Below are 15640 nucleotides of genomic sequence, written 5' to 3' on the forward strand. Positions count from 1 at the left end.
ATGCCTACACATTGGCTTCCGCCCTCCGCTGCATTCGCCATTGCAGCAGATTAATCACAAGCAGAAGAATAAAAGAAACAATGAGCATGACAGCTGCGATGGCCGTAGCGCCCGCGTAATCGTACTGCTCCAGCTTTGTCATAATAAGAAGCGGAGCAATCTCTGTCCTCATCGGCATGTTGCCGGAGATGAACACGACCGAGCCGTATTCGCCGATGCCGCGCGCGAAGGCGAGCGCAAATCCCGTTAGAAGCGCCGGCATAATGCCGGGCAATATCACTTTGCGGAAGGTGCGGAACCTGTACGAGCCGAGTGTCGCCGCCGCATCCTCCGTCTCCGATTCCAGATCCTGCAGGACGGGCTGTACGGTCCGTACGACAAAGGGAAGTCCGATAAAAATAAGGGCAATGGTTATGCCGGCCTGCGTATACGCGATCTTAATCCCGAGCGGCTCCAGCAAGGAGCCGATCCATCCCGTCTTCGAATAGATCGTTGTCAGCGCGATCCCCGCCACCGCTGTGGGCAGCGCAAACGGAATATCGATCAAGCTGTCGATTATTTTTTTGCCTGGAAAACGGTAGCGTACCAGCACCCAAGCGATCAGCAGCCCGAATACGGCGTTGATGAGTCCGGCCCATAGGGCCGTGCTGAAGCTGATGCGGTACGACGCCAGAACCCTTGGATTCGTAACCGCGCTCCAAAACTCGGCCCAGCTGAGCTCAAACGATTTTATAAAGATGCCCGCAAGCGGAATCAGTACAAGCAGGCTCAAATAAAACAAAGTAAATCCAAGCGACAAACGAAATCCCGGCAATACGCTCCGTTTTTTGGAACCTTTCATGTGAAGTCAGCTCCGCTCTTTAGGGGATAAGCCTTAAGATCCCGGCGTGTAGATCTGGTCAAAAATGCCGCCGTCTGCAAAATGTTTCGTTTGCGCTTCGTTCCAGCCGCCGAAGTCCTGATCGATGGTAAGCAGCTCAAGCGCCGGGAATTGGTCCTTAAACTCCTCCGCTATTGCCTCATTCGTCGGTCTGTAATAATTTTTACCCGCAATTCGCTGGCCTTCTTCGGTGTACAAATATTGCAAGTAAGCTTCCGCGACTTCCCGCGTGCCCCGCTCATCCACTACCTTGTCAACGACGGCGACCGGCGGCTCAGCCAGAATACTTATGGAAGGATATACGATATCGAATTTATCCGGGCCCAGCTCGTTGATCGACAGGTACGCTTCGTTCTCCCAAGCGAGAAGCACATCGCCAATGCCGCGTTCCGTAAAGGTTGTTGTCGAACCGCGGGCTCCGGTATCTAATACCGGTACGTGCTGGAACAGCTCTTTCACGAATTGTTTGGCGGCCTCTTCATCATTGTTGTTATGCTTCAGCGCGTAGCCCCAAGCCGCTAGGTAGTTCCAGCGCGCCCCGCCCGATGTTTTCGGATTTGGCGTAATCACTTCAACGCCGTCCTTCAGCAAGTCATTCCAATCTTGAATGCCTTTCGGATTGCCTTTGCGAACGAGAAAGACGATCGTGGACGTATACGGCGAGCTGTTGCGCTCGAACTGCTGCTGCCAGTTCTCGTCGAGCAGGTCCTTTTCTCTTAACGCGTCCACATCATAGCCGAGAGCCAGCGTCACCACGTCCGCCTTGAGCCCGTCGATCACCGCCCTCGCCTGCTTGCCGGAGCCGCCGTGCGATTGATCGATTTCGACCTTCTGGTTTTTCTCCTTCAGCCAATACGCGGCAAACGCTTGATTAAACTCCTCATACAGCTCGCGGGTCGGATCATAGGATACATTGAGCAGTTTTACCGGCGGCAGCTCTTCCTTCGCGTCCGGGCTTGCTTCCGCGGTTGTTTCCGAATTCGTGGCGGCCGGCGCTGCCCCATTATTGCCGGACTTCCCGTTATTCGCGTTTCCATTGCCGCCGCAAGCGGTAATCGTTACAGCCAATACGACAAATAAAATCAATGCATGAAGACGAACCATCCTTCTTTTCATCAAAACCACACCCCTAATATTTGTGTTTGTTTGTTTAGGTTAGGGATGAAATCCACTCCGGTCGTCCGGTCATTTATCCATTATTCCTACCTGATTAGTTGGTTATGTAAGCATATTAACAGCGTCGCCCATTTCCTGTCAATACGAAATTTAGAGAAAATAATGAGACTTATAAGATCACCTTATAATTGCAATTGGACGACCGATAAAAAAATCCCGCGAACAAGCACCATTTTTACGAACGAAGCCGCTGTGGCTCCCTTTCCTAAAAATCAATGCCTATTCACAGGATTTCAAAATAGGTGGCTGGTACATACCATAAAATCAATACATGTATAATGGCCGGATTTGGGTAACCCTACTTCCTGCCCCGTTTATTCTCCCCCGCGACAATTACCGTCTCTACAAAAGGCCGAATACGGTCCATGATCCGCTGCCCTTTATGGAGCTCGTCCCCGTCTTTGCTCGTAAAACTGAAATGGCGCTCCAGCGCGTCCAAATCATAATTGGATGTATAGAATGTCGGCTTGCGCTCCATCCGGTAATTCAGAATAGCGCCGAGGACGTGGTCGCGAACCCAGGGATTCAAGTTTTCCGCGCCGATATCGTCAAATATGAGAAGGTCCGTCGACTTCATCATCTCGACCGTCTCCTTCAGCTTCGCGGGATCATGCATAAGCACCTTCAAATCCTCGACGAAGTCCGGCATGTAGACAATGACGCCCGAATAGCCCGCTTCCGCAAGCTCGTGGAGCAAATAACACATTAAGAAGGTTTTGCCCGTACCGAACTGTCCCGTCAAATACAGTCCTTCCGATCCAAGCCCGTTCTCCTTGGCCCGGTCGATATAGCGGAGCACTTGGCCGACGGCCTTGCTTCGCTTCAAATCGTTGGTTAAGATCTCGTCTGAGGCATATCCCCGCTGGAGCGCCGCGTTATCCACGTAGAAGCTCCGTATCCGGCTTCGCACTGCCTCCTCCGTTCTGCGGGCGAGGAACTTTTTGCATGACACTTTACGGTCGTACAGCTGCGTCCTGCCGTTCAGCGATTCCGCCGTAAGCAGCGTGTAGTGTCCCTCGTAATCGTTAGGGCAAAGATCCAAGCCCGGACACTGCGAGCAATTCCGATATTCTCTCACATACTGATGAACGCGGTTCAAATTAAGCCGAATCGCTTCCTCGTCGACTTCGGGATATTTGCTCCGGAACTTCTCGATCAAAGGATCGCGCATAAGCTCGGCCAGCTTCTGCTCCGCTTGCTCGGTCATGGCTTTGCCGCCTGACCAAGATTTCATCAATTCGCCTAACGATTCCATCCATCCTCACCTCTTATCTTTACGATTTGCCGTCCAGCTTTCTTGCTAGCTTGCGGAGCTCCTCGAGCTCTTCGGCGGATATCGCCTCCGCTTGCTGATCGACGGATACGATCGGGATCGCCGGCTTTCGGGAAACGCCGCCGCGGTGCCCGCCGCCGCGTGGGGCGCTTCTGCTTCCGCTTACGCCCGCGCCGGATTCCTTGCGGCGCTCCTTCTCCTGCTCGACCTGCGCTTGCTCCCGCACGTAGTGCACCGCTTTTTCGAATGTGTTAATTCCCTTCATCAGCATGTTAGACGCGACGGCATCGATGAACGTTCTTGTTACCCGAGCGCTGTCGCTTCCTCCCAGCACATAATGAATCAGCACATTAATAACAGGGCCTGCCAAGCGGTAATTCAAATCGATACGTTCGAACACATTGTCCACCCAATCCGGCACCGCGCCGGGGAAAAACCGCTTCAAAAATCTCGTATGCGGCTCGTTGCGCATCAGCATATTGTATTGCTGAATGTCACAGCGCCCAGAGAGCTGACTCGGAACAGGCAAATAGTCCTGCTCCTTCACTTCGAATTCCTCGTCCAGCTCATCCTCTGCCGCCAGAGGCTCGTCGGCGCGCATAGCCGTATTCGACAGCTTGCGCTGACGGTCGCCTTCCCGCTTTTTATCCTGTCTGTACAGCTGGTTCGCCCGAAGCTGCAGCTCGTCCATATTAACCTCGCCGCTCGGACTGAACACGCCGTCTTCATCAAGCAGCCGGCACAAATTCGCAACAGTCAGATTATATTTGTAAGCCACATAGTTCACTTGCGCGAGTCCTTCCGCATCGTTACGCAGCCGCTCCACATACGGGCGGTTCGCCGAATTGCGCGGGAACCGGAGAATCAGCTCGCCGTACGGAATGCCCGCGGAAGCCATCTCCGTCTTCGCGGTCGTTTGCCTCGAAGGCGCGACCTCCGTAAGCGCCTGCTCCAGCTCGGAGTCGAAGGACTGCATATTCAGCTTGAACAGCTCGTAAAACGGCACTGAAATATTTTCCTTCGTCAGCTGGGCATGCGCAAGCTCATCGGGCTCGCTGGCTCCGAAGGACTCCCGCAGCGCAATGACCGCATATTTGCCTACTTTATCCCGGAGCAGCATAGCCAGATGCATGTTGCGGAAAAACTCCGCAGGCGACAGCGGCTTCACCAGCTCATATTCATAGATGACATCCGCAAGCTCCGGTACGCCTAATCGAGAAGTCACGAGCAGCCCTACGGCCTCCAGCTTGGAGGTTTGTTCAATGACAAAACGGCGGCTTTTCTCATTCATTTCGAGGCCGAGTCCCAGAAACAGCTTGCGGTGAGGCTCCAGAGCCGAATAACCGGCGCGGTCCTCTGCTATACCGTGATACAGCTGCTGGAATAACGAAATGGCAAACGCACCCACCATCGGCTGGTAGATGAGCGACAGCATTTTATAATCCAGGCTGCTTAATGAGAAATCACGGAATATGTAATAACGGTGATGTTCCGTAAACTGCATGATATGATTGATGCGCATCGCACCGACTCCATCCTTTACTTTCTGTCTATTATTCTAGCACAAATTCCGACAAGATTGGCGGTCCGCACAAATAGAAAAATCCCCCGAATGAGGGATTTTTCGTTCATGCCTTTAGAACATTTTGTAGCCGCCCTGACGAAGCTTCCGGATCGCCCAACCGCTGACGTATGCCCCGATGAGCGCGCCGGTAATCGGGATGTAGTAAATAATGGTGTAGTCTCCGATATTATCAAAGGTCGGATTCGACGCTTCATCCCATGGCGACCAAATCGCAAGTCCGATCAACACGATAAAAAAGAGGATGATCGGAAACCATGTCGTCTTAAGCAGCATATTCAATATAAAACCGATTCCGAACATCATGACGAAAAACAGCACCGTCGCCACGCATGTCTGAATAATATATACGAGTAAATCCGGCATTTCCATACTCCTTTCAGGCAGGTCCGTCCATGTGTACGGTATACGCGCAATCTTAACTTTTTTTAGTTTAATGAAAGCGGCATCCGAAGTCAATTGACAGTCGACAATTGTCACAAGACCGCCATTTGCTTTCGCAACCGCCCATTCGCTACAATAATAGAAGCTTGAATTAAAGGGACTGAAAGGAGTTATACGAAAATGAGCGAAGCCGCACAAACACTGGAAGGCTGGTACGCCCTCCACGATTTCCGCAGCGTCGACTGGACGGCATGGCGTCTTGCCGATGAGAGCGAACGCAAGCGCGCGCTGGACGAGCTGCACACCTTCCTGAATCAGTGGAACCAGCTGGAAGAGCAGAAGCTCGGCAGCACGGCCGTATATTCGATTGTCGGGCAAAAAGCCGATTTTGTATTTATGCATTTGCGCGAAACGCTGGAGGAGCTTAACGAAATCGAAACCGCGTTTAACAAAACGACTTTCGCAAGCTTTACATATCCCGTTCATTCTTACGTCAGTATTGTCGAGCTGAGTAATTATATGGGCCAGCCGGGCTCCGACCCGATGGAGAACCCGGAGGTTGTCGCGAGGCTGAAGCCGGTCTTGCCGAAATGGAAGCATATCTGCTTCTATCCGATGAACAAGCGCCGCTCCGGCAGTGACAACTGGTACATGCTCAGCATGGAAGAGCGCCGCGAGATGATGCGCAGCCACGGCATGATCGGCCGCAAATATGCCGGCAAAGTGAAGCAGATCATTACCGGCTCCGTCGGCTTCGACAATTGGGAGTGGGGCGTTACGCTGTTTGCGGATGACGCGCTGCAGTTCAAGAAGCTCGTCTATGAAATGCGCTTTGACGAAGTGAGCGCAAGATTCGGCGATTTCGGCGACTTCTACGTCGGCAACTTCTTGGACGGCGATAAGTTCGACGCTCTTTTGAAGATCTGACAAAAGCCATAACACAAAAATAGCAGCATGTCGTCTCCGTTCGGATAGAACTAGAGACAGCATGCTGCTTTTATTATTCCATACATTCGTTTAGGAAATAAGCTTCAGTCCGACGGCTGCGCCAAGCACCATCGCTATAAACAATATACGGCGCCACTCTTTCGATTCGCCGAAAAAAAACATGCCCAGAAGCGCTCCGCCAACCGTGCCGATTCCTGTCCAAATGGCGTAGGCGGTACCCATCGGGAGACTTCTCATAGCGAAGCTCAATAACCCGAAGCTGAGAATCGTGCCGCTTAAAAAGATAAGATAAGCCTTTGCGTTATTGTCGCGCTTAATCCGGTTCATCCCGAGCACGCCAACAACTTCAAAAACGCCTGCCAGTAGTAACGATATCCAAGCCATTAGTGCGCCGCCTCCTTCTCATTGGACGAACCGCCGACGAGCTTTAATCCGAGAACGCCGGCCAGCAACAAGGCGATCAACAAAAGCTTCGTCAAATGAACGGGTTCATCGAAAAAGACCATCTCCGCGATTACGGTTCCGGCTGTTCCGAGTCCGGTAAAGACGGCATATACGGTACCAACCGGCAATTTGGCGGATGCAACGATGATGAGATAAAACGAAACGGCTAACGCGACAACCGTCCCCGCCCATGCAGCCAGATCGTCTGCGTGCTTAAAGCCGATGACCCAAAAAACTTCAAAAACTGCCCCAATAAAAATATAAAGCCAACTGCGGTTCATGCGTATTCCTCCTCTAGCTGTTCTGTACCCCACGCCAATAGATGTGCCACGATGCGTCGAGCCTTTTAAGTGAACGTTCCATATTGCCGTACAGCATTTCAACGAACATGCCGTCCAGGACTGCGCTAAAAGCGGCGGAAGCTCGCTGGGTGGACACATCGGGATGCATCTGGCCATTATTTTTGGCCGCTTCAAAAAGCGGTACGAGCAGAAATTCGGTTCGGTCGATGTATGCATTGCTGAAATCTACAATTTCCTTCTCAAGATGAGCGGGCGGAAAAAAAGCGATTCGCAGAAAAAATCTCGTATCGTCTTCCCGCTCGTACCTCTTTCTGTATTCGTTCAAAAAACCAAACAGCGTCTTATCCAGCGGCAGCGCGCTGCTGCTTTTCACATACTGCTCGATAAATTGCATTTCCCTCGCGGCCGCGTCCTTAAAAACGGCAAGAAACAGCTCGTCCTTGCCTTTGAAATAGTTGTAAATGGACTGCTTTTTAATGCCCACTTCAGCGGAAATATCGGCTAGCGAGGCGCCTTCATAGCCATTTCGCGTAAAATGGCTTAGCGCGACTTCTCTAATTTTTTCAGCTGTCATTCTGCCGCCTCCCTTACGAACGTTCGTCAGTTTATTAAACCACAATTACACCAACTTATCAATAGCACGGAATGCCATCAAAGCCGGACATAAAAAATCCCAAGCGAAACTTGATGTTCGCTTGGGATCATTTATTCGAAACGTCTATTCCTCATCTTCCTCCGCGGCAGCTTGCGCCTTTGCTTCCAGATACTCTTGGGTGGCCTTGTCGCGGGCTCTCCCTTTATCCTTCAGCCGTTCAATCGCGGGCTGGATGAGAAGATCAACTTCCTTCTGCACCGTATAGGCCAAGTCATATCGCGTTTGAGATTCCAAGTAGGAACCCACTTCCATTAAGGCATTGTAACGATCAAGCTCATCTCTCGTCAATAATCCGCGGACTTGTACGCTGCAGTGTCGCATTATAGAAACTTACCTTTGCGTAGCACCAGCGGGATGCCGCCAATAATGAACAGATAACGAAGGTCGATCAGCTTCTTCAGCCAAGCGGCTACCCGGCCTTTGTATTTTTTGCCGAACGCGATGCCGATCGCTTCGCCTTTGCCAAGGGACGCTACTGTTCCTTTATTGGAGAACACGAACGTCTTCAGCGGCTGGTTGCGAATCGAAGCCACCAGATTGTGCGCGCAAACGACGCCTTGCTGCATCGCGATTTGCGCTGTCGGCGGATATGGACGGCCTTCCGGATTAAACATCAGCGAGTTGTCGCCGACGATATAGATGTTCTCGTTGCCAGGGCAGCGAAGGAACTCGTCTACCTTCACGCGGCCGCGCATCGTCTCAAAGCCCGCTTCTTCAATCAAGCGGTTGCCGCGGATACCGCCGGTCCAAATGACCGTAGCGGATTTAATTTCTTCGCCTTCGCCGACTACAACGCCTTCCGGCGTGCACTCTTTGATCGCCGTGCCGATACGGAAAGTAACGCCTTTTTTCGACAGCACGTTCATTGCGTATTCAACCAGCTCAGGGTCGAAGCCCGGAAGCGCCGTTGGCGCAGCTTCGATGTTATAGATCTTGACAAGCGTCGGATCAACGTCGAACTGCTTGCACAGCTCAGGAATACGGTCGGACAGCTCACCTACAAACTCGATGCCCGTGAAGCCCGCGCCGCCTACAACAAACGTCAAATAGTCTGTGCGGTGAGGCTCGCGCTTATAACGCGCGAATTGATATTCAATATGCTCGCGGATCAGGCGAACGGAGTTGATGCTGCGAATGTTCATCGCATGCTCAGCAAGTCCAGGAATACCGAAGGTTTCCGGCTCGCCGCCAAGACCGATGACCAGATAGTCATACGAAAGCGTGCCGTCTTCCAGAATGACTTTTTTGTCTTGCGGGCGAATTTGAACGACTGTCGATTTCACGAAATCGATCTTGAACTCATCAATCAGCTTGGAGATGCTGACGCGCGCGTTCTCTGGATTGTCCGTGCCTGCAGCAGGCATATGAAGATGCGTCGTAATATAATGGTAGTCATGCTTGTTCACCAACGTTACGTCCGCTTCATTATAATTTAGTTCTTTTTGAAGACGGAGAGCCGTCAACACGCCGCCGTAGCCGGCGCCGAGAATTACTATTTTCGGTATGTTGCTCATCGCAGAATCCCATCCATTCTAAGTTATCTTTGTGAAAAATTACACAAACCCGAATAAAAAATAATATTTAATATGGAGTTTGCGTTTTATTAAGTATTTTTATCACGATATGCAAGTTTTCGCATTTCGGGACATATTGACAACATCCGCCATCATTTTGTAACTCTTTATTCAATCTTATATACATCAGACATATTACAGACTTTTCATTAAAAGTTCAAGGGTAATTTATACGAAAAACTTTAGAGTCCTGCACAATATAAATATTTCCATCCTGCTTCGGTAAGATTTATAATGGGTTACGTATAAGGAATTCGAAGGTGGAGGTGCAGCTTGTGTCTAACGTTGATCAATCCGTGCAGGAAGTCGATATCCTTATTATCGGCGGAGGGCCAGCGGGTATGTTCGCCGCTTTCTACGGCGGCATGCGTCAAGCATCGGTTAAAATTATAGAAAGCATGCCGCAGCTCGGAGGCCAGCTTGCCGCTCTATACCCCGAGAAGTATATTTACGATGTCGCCGGCTTCCCGAAGGTTACGGCGCAGGAGCTGGTCGACCGATTGAAAGAACAGATCAGTCTATTCAAGCCGGAGGTTTGCCTGGAAGAGAAGGTCGTCAATGTGATTAAGCATGACGAGCGGAAGTTCGAGGTCGTAACCGACAAAAAATCGCATTACGCGAAAGCTGTTATCATTACGGCAGGGGTCGGCGCGTTTGAGCCGCGGCGGCTTGAGCTGCCGGAAGCCCCTCGATTCGAAGGGAAGAACCTGCACTACTTTGTCGGGGATCTTAATCGATTTAAAGGAAGAAGGGTGCTCGTAAGCGGAGGCGGCGATTCGGCCGTAGACTGGTCGCTTATGCTGGAGCCGATCGCGCAAAGCGTTACGCTTATTCATCGGCGGGATAAGTTCCGCGCCCATGAGCACAGCGTCGAGAATTTGCTGAAGTCCAGCGTGAAGGTCATTACGCCTACCGAAATTACGGCGCTTCACGGCGACGATGCCATTGCGAAGGTTACGCTGACAGACGTTAAAACGAAGGAAGAGACGGAGCTTGAAGTCGACGATGTGATCGTTAACTTTGGATTTGTCTCCTCGCTCGGCCCGATTGCGAATTGGGGCATCGATATTCAAGGCGGCTCCATCTTGGTCGATACCCGCATGGAGACGAATATTCCCGGCATCTTCGCGGCGGGCGACATTACGACATATCCCGGCAAGCTAAAGCTTATTGCTGTCGGATTCGGCGAGGCGCCGACAGCGATCAACAACGCCAAAGTTTATGTCGATCCGAGCGCAAAGCTGTCTCCTGGGCATAGCAGCAACATGAAGCTGTAACGCGCATGATAAAAATGGATAAGGGTATCCTAATCTTGGCTTTTCGGAATCGACAGCCGATCTCAAGCGCCAAGGAGGGTACCCTTATGCTTTGTCCCGTATGCAACGGCTTTAACGTCTATCAAGGCACATGCTCGTCCTGCGGCGGGGAGCTTACGGACTGGGGCCGGTCGTCCGATTGGACGGGGCCGTATGCGCCTTACGAGCCAGTCTTCCAAAATGCTGTCCAGTCTGCATCATCTATACAATTAGAGGCTGTGTGCTGTCATGTTTTTTATTGCGCAGCCTGTGATCAATCGAGTGAAGTGTTTATTACGCAAATCTAATCTTGCCGTCAGGCCGTATGCTTGCGCGGGGACAACTCAACGCCTCTGCGTCTCATCTCATCGGCTAACATGCGAATAAATTCAGGCTCCAGCTTATACTCGACCGCCGCATAATAGGTGTCAACCAAAAGCTCGTCCGACAACTGTTCCATAAGGTTCACCTCCCGCTCTCTGATTTACAGTTTTTAGTGTACACGCGTTTTAGAACCGAAACAACAGGCGCCATTATGCACAGCGGCATGTGGATACACTGTGCATGGGCTGTGCATAGATTGACGAAATATAGCAGATTCGGTATGGATAATGTGGATAGGGTTATCCACATGCATGAATATAGGGTAAATCAATAAAAAACTTTAATTGCAATCTCAAAATCTATTAATGGAATATTTTAACCCTATTAAATGAAAAAAACCCCGCTTTATGAGCGAGGGCGCTTCCCATCCCTTAATGAGGGCGCGTATTCACTTCGAACAGCCATATTTTCCCCTGCCGGTCAATCCCGTAATCGAAGCCGAGCTGCGTAAGTCCGGGATAACGCTGAACCAGCACCCGAGTTGCGAGCGCGGTCAGGTCCTTCATCTTCTTTTTCTTGTCCTTCACATGGGAAGGGCCAAGCGAAGCCCGAATCCCTTCTCCCGCCAGCACCATCGTCCCGCCTTGACTGAGATTGGTAACAAAAAGTCCGGGATTCGCGATACGGCCGACTAACGCCCGGAATTCCCAGCCGTTCCATGACTTCACGTATTTTACCCGATAATCGATAGGTCTGCCGTTCACGGTCGCAAGCCATATCCCCTTCTGAATTAAATAGCTCTTTTTGCTCGTCCATCCTCGGAGCGCATTCGTCAACGCATCGAAGGTTGCAAAATGTCGGGTCTTCCGTTTATGAACGTATGAGTAGCCTAGGCCAGAACGCATCACTTTAATGATCCCGTAACCGCCGGATCCTACAACCGGCTTAAGGACAACCATTCCGTGCATCGCAAGCATCCGGCGCAGCTGCTCGACCGAATATCTGCTTGTTGGAGGAATATGGCCCGCAATTCCAGGGTGGGAGAGTAGCGCTTCCGTCTTGGCCCATTTGCTAGCCAGTTGTCTCCCCTGAAGGTCAGCCAACATGTATCCACTCCTTTCCAAAAAGCCTTCTCCTTAACAGCATATGTAAGGAACCGCGAAAACTCTTGGATGATTGACAGGTGGCTGAAGCCGGGAGCGCGCAGTAAAAAAGCAGTCCCTTATCCAAAGTGGATGAAGGACTGCCCGCTATTCTTTCTTTCCTGTACCGATCAGTCGCCCTTCTTCTCCAGCGCCGCCTTCAGCTTGTCGGCTAAACTGTTGGTCAAAGGGGTATTGTCGCTGAACTGCTGAACCAGCTTCTGCTGCTCTCTGCGGTTCATACGGCCTCCGTCCTTGTCGCCAAGCATCTCGATGACGTTGCAAGGGCGGCATTGCGCGTATTTGCCCGCTTTGCCGTCGTGCAGCTCCATCTTCTTATGGCATTGCGGACAACGCTTGTTCAGAAGAACCGGCTCGGCGGAACGGCGGTACCCGCATTCCCGGTCCGGGCATTGAAGCGACTTGCCCCGCTTGCCCTTTACTTCAAGCATGCGCTTGCCGCATTCGGGACAGCTCGAGTTTGTCAGGTTATGCGGCTTATATTCTTTCGTCTCCGCCTTCACCTCAGCGATCCACTTCTTCGTTTGCTCGCGAATTCCCCGCATAAACGCCGCCGGATCGCCTTGCCCTCTTGCGATACGCTCCAGCTCGCTTTCCCAGCGCGCTGTCAGCTCGGGGCTTCTTAGCTCATCAACCACGAGCTCCAGAAGCTGTTTGCCTTTTCCGGTAGGGACAAGCGAATTTCGCACGCGCTCAATCGTATCGGTCGACAGAAGCTTCTCGATAATATCCGCACGAGTCGCCGGCGTTCCAAGCCCATGCTTCTCCATCCGGCTTAGCAGGGAGGCTTCCGTGTATCTGGCGGGAGGCAGCGTCCTTAGCTCCTTTACGCCTGCGCTCTTCACGGCTAACGATTGGCCGATTGCGAGAGCGGGAAGCAGCTGGGCGGGCGTCTTGTCTCCCGTTGCGCGCGCCGCCCCATCCTCCGTCTCATCGTCGTCATCGTCCAGGGATGCTGCAGCGCTGCCCTGATAAACCTCTTTCCAGCCCGCATCCTTCTCTGTTTTCCCTTTGGCGTAAAATTTTTCGCCGCCGGCTTCCAGCGTCACGCTCGTTTCATCAAAGCGGTAAGGCCCGTAGAACAGGGCGATGAACCGGCGCACAATGAGATCGTAAAGCCTGCGCTCGTCGCTGCTTAACGCGCTCAGATTGACGAATTGCTCTGTCGGAATGATGGCATGGTGATCCGTCACTTTGCTGTCGTCCACAATCCGCTTTGTAACGGAGAGCGGCGAGCGGAGCAGCTTGCGCGCTAGGGACGCGTAAGGCCCTACCGCTACGCTCTCCAGTCTTCCCTTAAGCGTTGGCACCATATCGCTGGACAAGTACCGGGAATCCGTCCGGGGATAAGTGACCAGCTTGTGCGCCTCATATAGCTTCTGCAGCACATTGGAGGTTTGCTTCGCGGAGAAGCCTAACCGTTTGTTCGCGTCACGCTGCAGCTCCGTTAAATCATAAGCCTGCGGATGCGGTTCGGACCGCTCGGCCGTCCTTAGCTTCACGACCTTCGCGGTGCCTGCGGCGCCGGCCTTTGCGGCAATGCGGTCGGCCTGCTCCCGGTCCCACACTCTGCCGTCGTGGTCATCCTTCTCTCTCCACTGCGCTTGGAACGCGCCAAAGCTTGCCGCCACCGTCCAAAAGGGCTTGGACTGAAAATCCGCAATCTCCTTCTCCCGTTCCATCAGCATGGCCAGCGTCGGCGTCTGCACGCGTCCCGCCGCAAGCTGCGCGTTGTATTTGCTCGTCAGCGCTCTCGTAATATTAAGACCAATGAGCCAATCCGCTTCGGCGCGGCATACGGCTGAGGCATACAGCGCGTCGTATTCCTTGCCCGGCCGCAGCTTCTTAAAGCCTTCCTTGATCGCCCCATCCGTCTGCGAGGAAATCCATAGCCGCTTGACCGGCTTGCGCCAAGAAACAAGCTCCATAATCCAACGCGCAACAAGCTCGCCTTCCCGGCCCGCATCCGTCGCAATAATCAGCTCGCCGATATCGCTTCGTTTGCAAAGCTGCGATACCGCGCGGAATTGATGAGACGTTTCCTTCATCACCTTCAAATTCATTTTGGCCGGAAGCAGAGGCAGGTCCTCCAAATTCCAGGTTCTATATTTCGGGTCATAATCCTCCGGCTCCGCAAGCGTCACTAGATGGCCGAGCGCCCATGTCACGACATAACCGGGACCTTCCATATAGCTCTTCTGCTTGGCCGTGCAGCCGAGCACCCGCGCGATTTCTTTGGCGACACTGGGTTTCTCCGCCAGCACCAATGCTTTCATGCGATCCTCTCCCATTCCGTTCTTTATGGTGACAAGATACCATAGCGCGTGCCGCCGCGCAAACGATTTCCCTGCAAAGTCTGCTCGAGCTTCCATTTATAGAGTTCGTAAATCGCTCATATCCCTCGCGGCTGCCTGTATGCTATAGTAGGCTCATCATTTTAATGGCAAAAGGAGCTCGGTATTATAATGAAGCTTAGGTTTATTCCGGTTTTGGCCGGTTTTCTAGTCGTCTACAGCGCCCTTTCAGCCTACGTCGGATGGAACGGCTGGCTCCTTCTGTCGGAGCTGACAGGCTGGGAGAACCCGGCGCTTTACTGGACCGCTGTCGCGATATTGGCTTTTGGTTACATTGCAGGCCGCATCGGGCAGTCCACTCCAATGAAAGGAATCGCGGAGCCGCTGAAGCTGCTCGGATCGTATTGGCTCGCCATACTCGAATACGGCTTGATTCTTTGTCCGATCGCGGATCTTACAGGATTGCTTCTCAAATGGGGTGGGGCCTCATCGGAGGTTTATCTGTCGCTCGTCGGCGGTGCGGCCGCGCTTCTGCTGCTGGCGATTCTCATCGCAGGCTCGCGAAACGCATGGTCGCCCGTGATCCGAACGTATCATGTGCAAATTCCAAAGTCCGCAGGCAGCAAGAACAAGCTTACGATCGCCATGGCTTCGGATCTCCATCTCGGGACCGTAATCGGGAAAGGCCATTTGAAGAGGCTGCTTCGTCAAATAGATGAAATTCGGCCTGATATCGTTTTGCTTCCCGGCGATATTCTTGACGATGATCTAGCTCCGTTCCTTCGCAAGGGCATGCCGGCGGTACTGAAGCGGTTGAAAGCCCCGCTCGGAGTATTCGCCGTGACGGGCAATCACGAATATATCGGCGGCAAGGTTCCCGAATTCGGGGCGGCGCTTGACGCGATCGGCATACGGCTGCTGATGGACGAAGCCGCGGTGATCGATAACAGCTTTATCGTAATCGGGCGCAAAGACAAAGCGGCGGGAGAACGTAAAAGGATTTCGGAGCTGGTTGAACCGCTGGACAGCTCTCTTCCGCTCATTATGCTGGACCATCAGCCCTCTGATCTGGAGGCGGCCGAAAAAAACGGCATCGACCTCAGCCTTTCCGGGCATACGCACCGGGGACAGATGGCGCCGAACCACCTCATTACGAGAAGGATATTCGAGCTGGATTGGGGCTACAAAAAGAAAGGCGCCCTTCACGCGATCGTCTCCTCCGGCTTTGGCTTCTGGGGGCCGCCGATCCGGATCGGCAGCCGCTCCGAGGTGCTGAAGATCGAGGTCGAATTTAAAGGAGCCGCTCCAAGGTCGCATTAGACCTCGGGGCGGCTCCTTCCGCATGC

Annotated in this window: 16 protein-coding genes; 3 read left to right on the forward strand and 13 right to left on the reverse strand. The window is 52.6% G+C overall.

The features are described 5' to 3' along the window. Window positions 1-4 precede the first annotated feature (4 nt). From cysT to D3P08_RS10190, 5 genes are all read right to left on the reverse strand, one after another. Window positions 5-841, reverse strand: coding sequence for a sulfate ABC transporter permease subunit CysT (cysT, locus tag D3P08_RS10170; protein ID WP_119599593.1), 837 nt, complete (start codon window positions 839-841; stop codon window positions 5-7). A 33-nt stretch (window positions 842-874) separates the two neighbouring features. Continuing rightward, on the reverse strand, window positions 875-1996 hold the full coding sequence (locus D3P08_RS10175; protein ID WP_119599594.1) for a sulfate ABC transporter substrate-binding protein: 1122 nt from the start codon (window positions 1994-1996) through the stop codon (window positions 875-877). A gap of 358 nt (window positions 1997-2354) precedes the next feature. Next, entirely contained in the window at window positions 2355-3311 is a 957-nt protein-coding gene (dnaI, locus tag D3P08_RS10180) for a primosomal protein DnaI (RefSeq protein ID WP_119599595.1), read from the reverse strand. Between the two features lie 19 nt (window positions 3312-3330). Continuing rightward, window positions 3331-4851 carry a replication initiation and membrane attachment family protein gene (locus D3P08_RS10185; RefSeq protein WP_119599596.1) on the reverse strand — a complete coding sequence of 507 codons (1521 nt, stop codon included), beginning with the start codon at window positions 4849-4851 and terminating at the stop codon, window positions 3331-3333. A 114-nt stretch (window positions 4852-4965) separates the two neighbouring features. After that, a complete protein-coding gene (locus D3P08_RS10190) occupies window positions 4966-5277 on the reverse strand; it encodes a YuiB family protein (RefSeq protein WP_119599597.1) in 312 nt (103 codons plus the stop codon). Between the two features lie 198 nt (window positions 5278-5475). Here D3P08_RS10190 and hemQ point away from each other — a divergent pair, with 198 nt between their 5' ends. Continuing rightward, the gene (gene hemQ / locus D3P08_RS10195; protein WP_119599598.1) at window positions 5476-6222 is read left to right on the forward strand and encodes a hydrogen peroxide-dependent heme synthase; all 747 of its coding nucleotides are present in this window, start codon (window positions 5476-5478) and stop codon (window positions 6220-6222) included. 90 nt (window positions 6223-6312) lie between these two features. Here hemQ and D3P08_RS10200 read toward each other — a convergent pair whose 3' ends face one another. The 5 genes from D3P08_RS10200 to D3P08_RS10220 form a co-directional block, all read right to left on the reverse strand. Then, a complete protein-coding gene (locus D3P08_RS10200) occupies window positions 6313-6627 on the reverse strand; it encodes a DMT family transporter (protein WP_119599599.1) in 315 nt (104 codons plus the stop codon). Then, on the reverse strand, window positions 6627-6968 hold the full coding sequence (locus tag D3P08_RS10205) for a DMT family transporter (protein ID WP_119599600.1): 342 nt from the start codon (window positions 6966-6968) through the stop codon (window positions 6627-6629). The genes D3P08_RS10200 and D3P08_RS10205 overlap by 1 nt, the downstream gene beginning before the upstream one ends. A gap of 13 nt (window positions 6969-6981) precedes the next feature. After that, the gene (locus D3P08_RS10210; RefSeq protein ID WP_119599601.1) at window positions 6982-7563 is read right to left on the reverse strand and encodes a TetR/AcrR family transcriptional regulator; all 582 of its coding nucleotides are present in this window, start codon (window positions 7561-7563) and stop codon (window positions 6982-6984) included. Window positions 7564-7707: 144 nt separating this feature from the next. Next, window positions 7708-7965, reverse strand: a complete 258-nt coding sequence (locus D3P08_RS10215) for a hypothetical protein (protein WP_119599602.1) — start codon at window positions 7963-7965, stop codon at window positions 7708-7710. After that, entirely contained in the window at window positions 7965-9158 is a 1194-nt protein-coding gene (locus tag D3P08_RS10220) for an NAD(P)/FAD-dependent oxidoreductase (protein WP_119599603.1), read from the reverse strand. Before D3P08_RS10220 ends, D3P08_RS10215 begins: the two co-directional genes overlap by 1 nt. Window positions 9159-9493: 335 nt before the next feature. Here D3P08_RS10220 and D3P08_RS10225 point away from each other — a divergent pair, with 335 nt between their 5' ends. Continuing rightward, window positions 9494-10495, forward strand: coding sequence for an NAD(P)/FAD-dependent oxidoreductase (locus D3P08_RS10225; RefSeq protein ID WP_119599604.1), 1002 nt, complete (start codon window positions 9494-9496; stop codon window positions 10493-10495). Window positions 10496-10829: 334 nt separating this feature from the next. On the opposite strand, the gene sda is transcribed toward D3P08_RS10225, so the two are convergent. From sda to D3P08_RS10240, 3 genes are all read right to left on the reverse strand, one after another. Further along, on the reverse strand, window positions 10830-10973 hold the full coding sequence (gene sda / locus D3P08_RS10230; RefSeq protein WP_119599605.1) for a sporulation histidine kinase inhibitor Sda: 144 nt from the start codon (window positions 10971-10973) through the stop codon (window positions 10830-10832). 295 nt (window positions 10974-11268) lie between these two features. Then, a complete protein-coding gene (locus D3P08_RS10235) occupies window positions 11269-11943 on the reverse strand; it encodes a YheC/YheD family protein (protein WP_119599606.1) in 675 nt (224 codons plus the stop codon). Between the two features lie 167 nt (window positions 11944-12110). Next, the gene (locus D3P08_RS10240) at window positions 12111-14276 is read right to left on the reverse strand and encodes a DNA topoisomerase III (protein WP_119599607.1); all 2166 of its coding nucleotides are present in this window, start codon (window positions 14274-14276) and stop codon (window positions 12111-12113) included. Window positions 14277-14465: 189 nt separating this feature from the next. Between D3P08_RS10240 and D3P08_RS10245 the strand changes: the two genes are divergently transcribed. Next, on the forward strand, window positions 14466-15614 hold the full coding sequence (locus D3P08_RS10245) for a metallophosphoesterase (RefSeq protein WP_119599608.1): 1149 nt from the start codon (window positions 14466-14468) through the stop codon (window positions 15612-15614). The last annotated feature ends 26 nt before the right edge of the window (window positions 15615-15640 follow it).

Origin of the sequence: Paenibacillus nanensis (assembly GCF_003583765.1) — a bacterium.
In the GTDB taxonomy this organism is placed as follows: domain Bacteria; phylum Bacillota; class Bacilli; order Paenibacillales; family Paenibacillaceae; genus Pristimantibacillus; species Pristimantibacillus nanensis.

What these genes read in the sequence shown, in the direction of transcription:
- cysT (WP_119599593.1), bottom strand. Translation starts at nt 841, where the DNA reads ATGAAAGGTTCCAAAAAACGGAGCGTATTGCCGGGATTTCGTTTGTCG.
- D3P08_RS10175 (WP_119599594.1), bottom strand. Translation starts at nt 1,996, where the DNA reads ATGAAAAGAAGGATGGTTCGTCTTCATGCATTGATTTTATTTGTCGTA.
- dnaI (WP_119599595.1), bottom strand. Translation starts at nt 3,311, where the DNA reads ATGGAATCGTTAGGCGAATTGATGAAATCTTGGTCAGGCGGCAAAGCC.
- D3P08_RS10185 (WP_119599596.1), bottom strand. Translation starts at nt 4,851, where the DNA reads ATGCGCATCAATCATATCATGCAGTTTACGGAACATCACCGTTATTAC.
- D3P08_RS10190 (WP_119599597.1), bottom strand. Translation starts at nt 5,277, where the DNA reads ATGCCGGATTTACTCGTATATATTATTCAGACATGCGTGGCGACGGTG.
- hemQ (WP_119599598.1), top strand. Translation starts at nt 5,476, where the DNA reads ATGAGCGAAGCCGCACAAACACTGGAAGGCTGGTACGCCCTCCACGAT.
- D3P08_RS10200 (WP_119599599.1), bottom strand. Translation starts at nt 6,627, where the DNA reads ATGGCTTGGATATCGTTACTACTGGCAGGCGTTTTTGAAGTTGTTGGC.
- D3P08_RS10205 (WP_119599600.1), bottom strand. Translation starts at nt 6,968, where the DNA reads ATGAACCGCAGTTGGCTTTATATTTTTATTGGGGCAGTTTTTGAAGTT.
- D3P08_RS10210 (WP_119599601.1), bottom strand. Translation starts at nt 7,563, where the DNA reads ATGACAGCTGAAAAAATTAGAGAAGTCGCGCTAAGCCATTTTACGCGA.
- D3P08_RS10215 (WP_119599602.1), bottom strand. Translation starts at nt 7,965, where the DNA reads ATGCGACACTGCAGCGTACAAGTCCGCGGATTATTGACGAGAGATGAG.
- D3P08_RS10220 (WP_119599603.1), bottom strand. Translation starts at nt 9,158, where the DNA reads ATGAGCAACATACCGAAAATAGTAATTCTCGGCGCCGGCTACGGCGGC.
- sda (WP_119599605.1), bottom strand. Translation starts at nt 10,973, where the DNA reads ATGGAACAGTTGTCGGACGAGCTTTTGGTTGACACCTATTATGCGGCG.
- D3P08_RS10235 (WP_119599606.1), bottom strand. Translation starts at nt 11,943, where the DNA reads ATGTTGGCTGACCTTCAGGGGAGACAACTGGCTAGCAAATGGGCCAAG.
- D3P08_RS10240 (WP_119599607.1), bottom strand. Translation starts at nt 14,276, where the DNA reads ATGAAAGCATTGGTGCTGGCGGAGAAACCCAGTGTCGCCAAAGAAATC.
- D3P08_RS10245 (WP_119599608.1), top strand. Translation starts at nt 14,466, where the DNA reads ATGAAGCTTAGGTTTATTCCGGTTTTGGCCGGTTTTCTAGTCGTCTAC.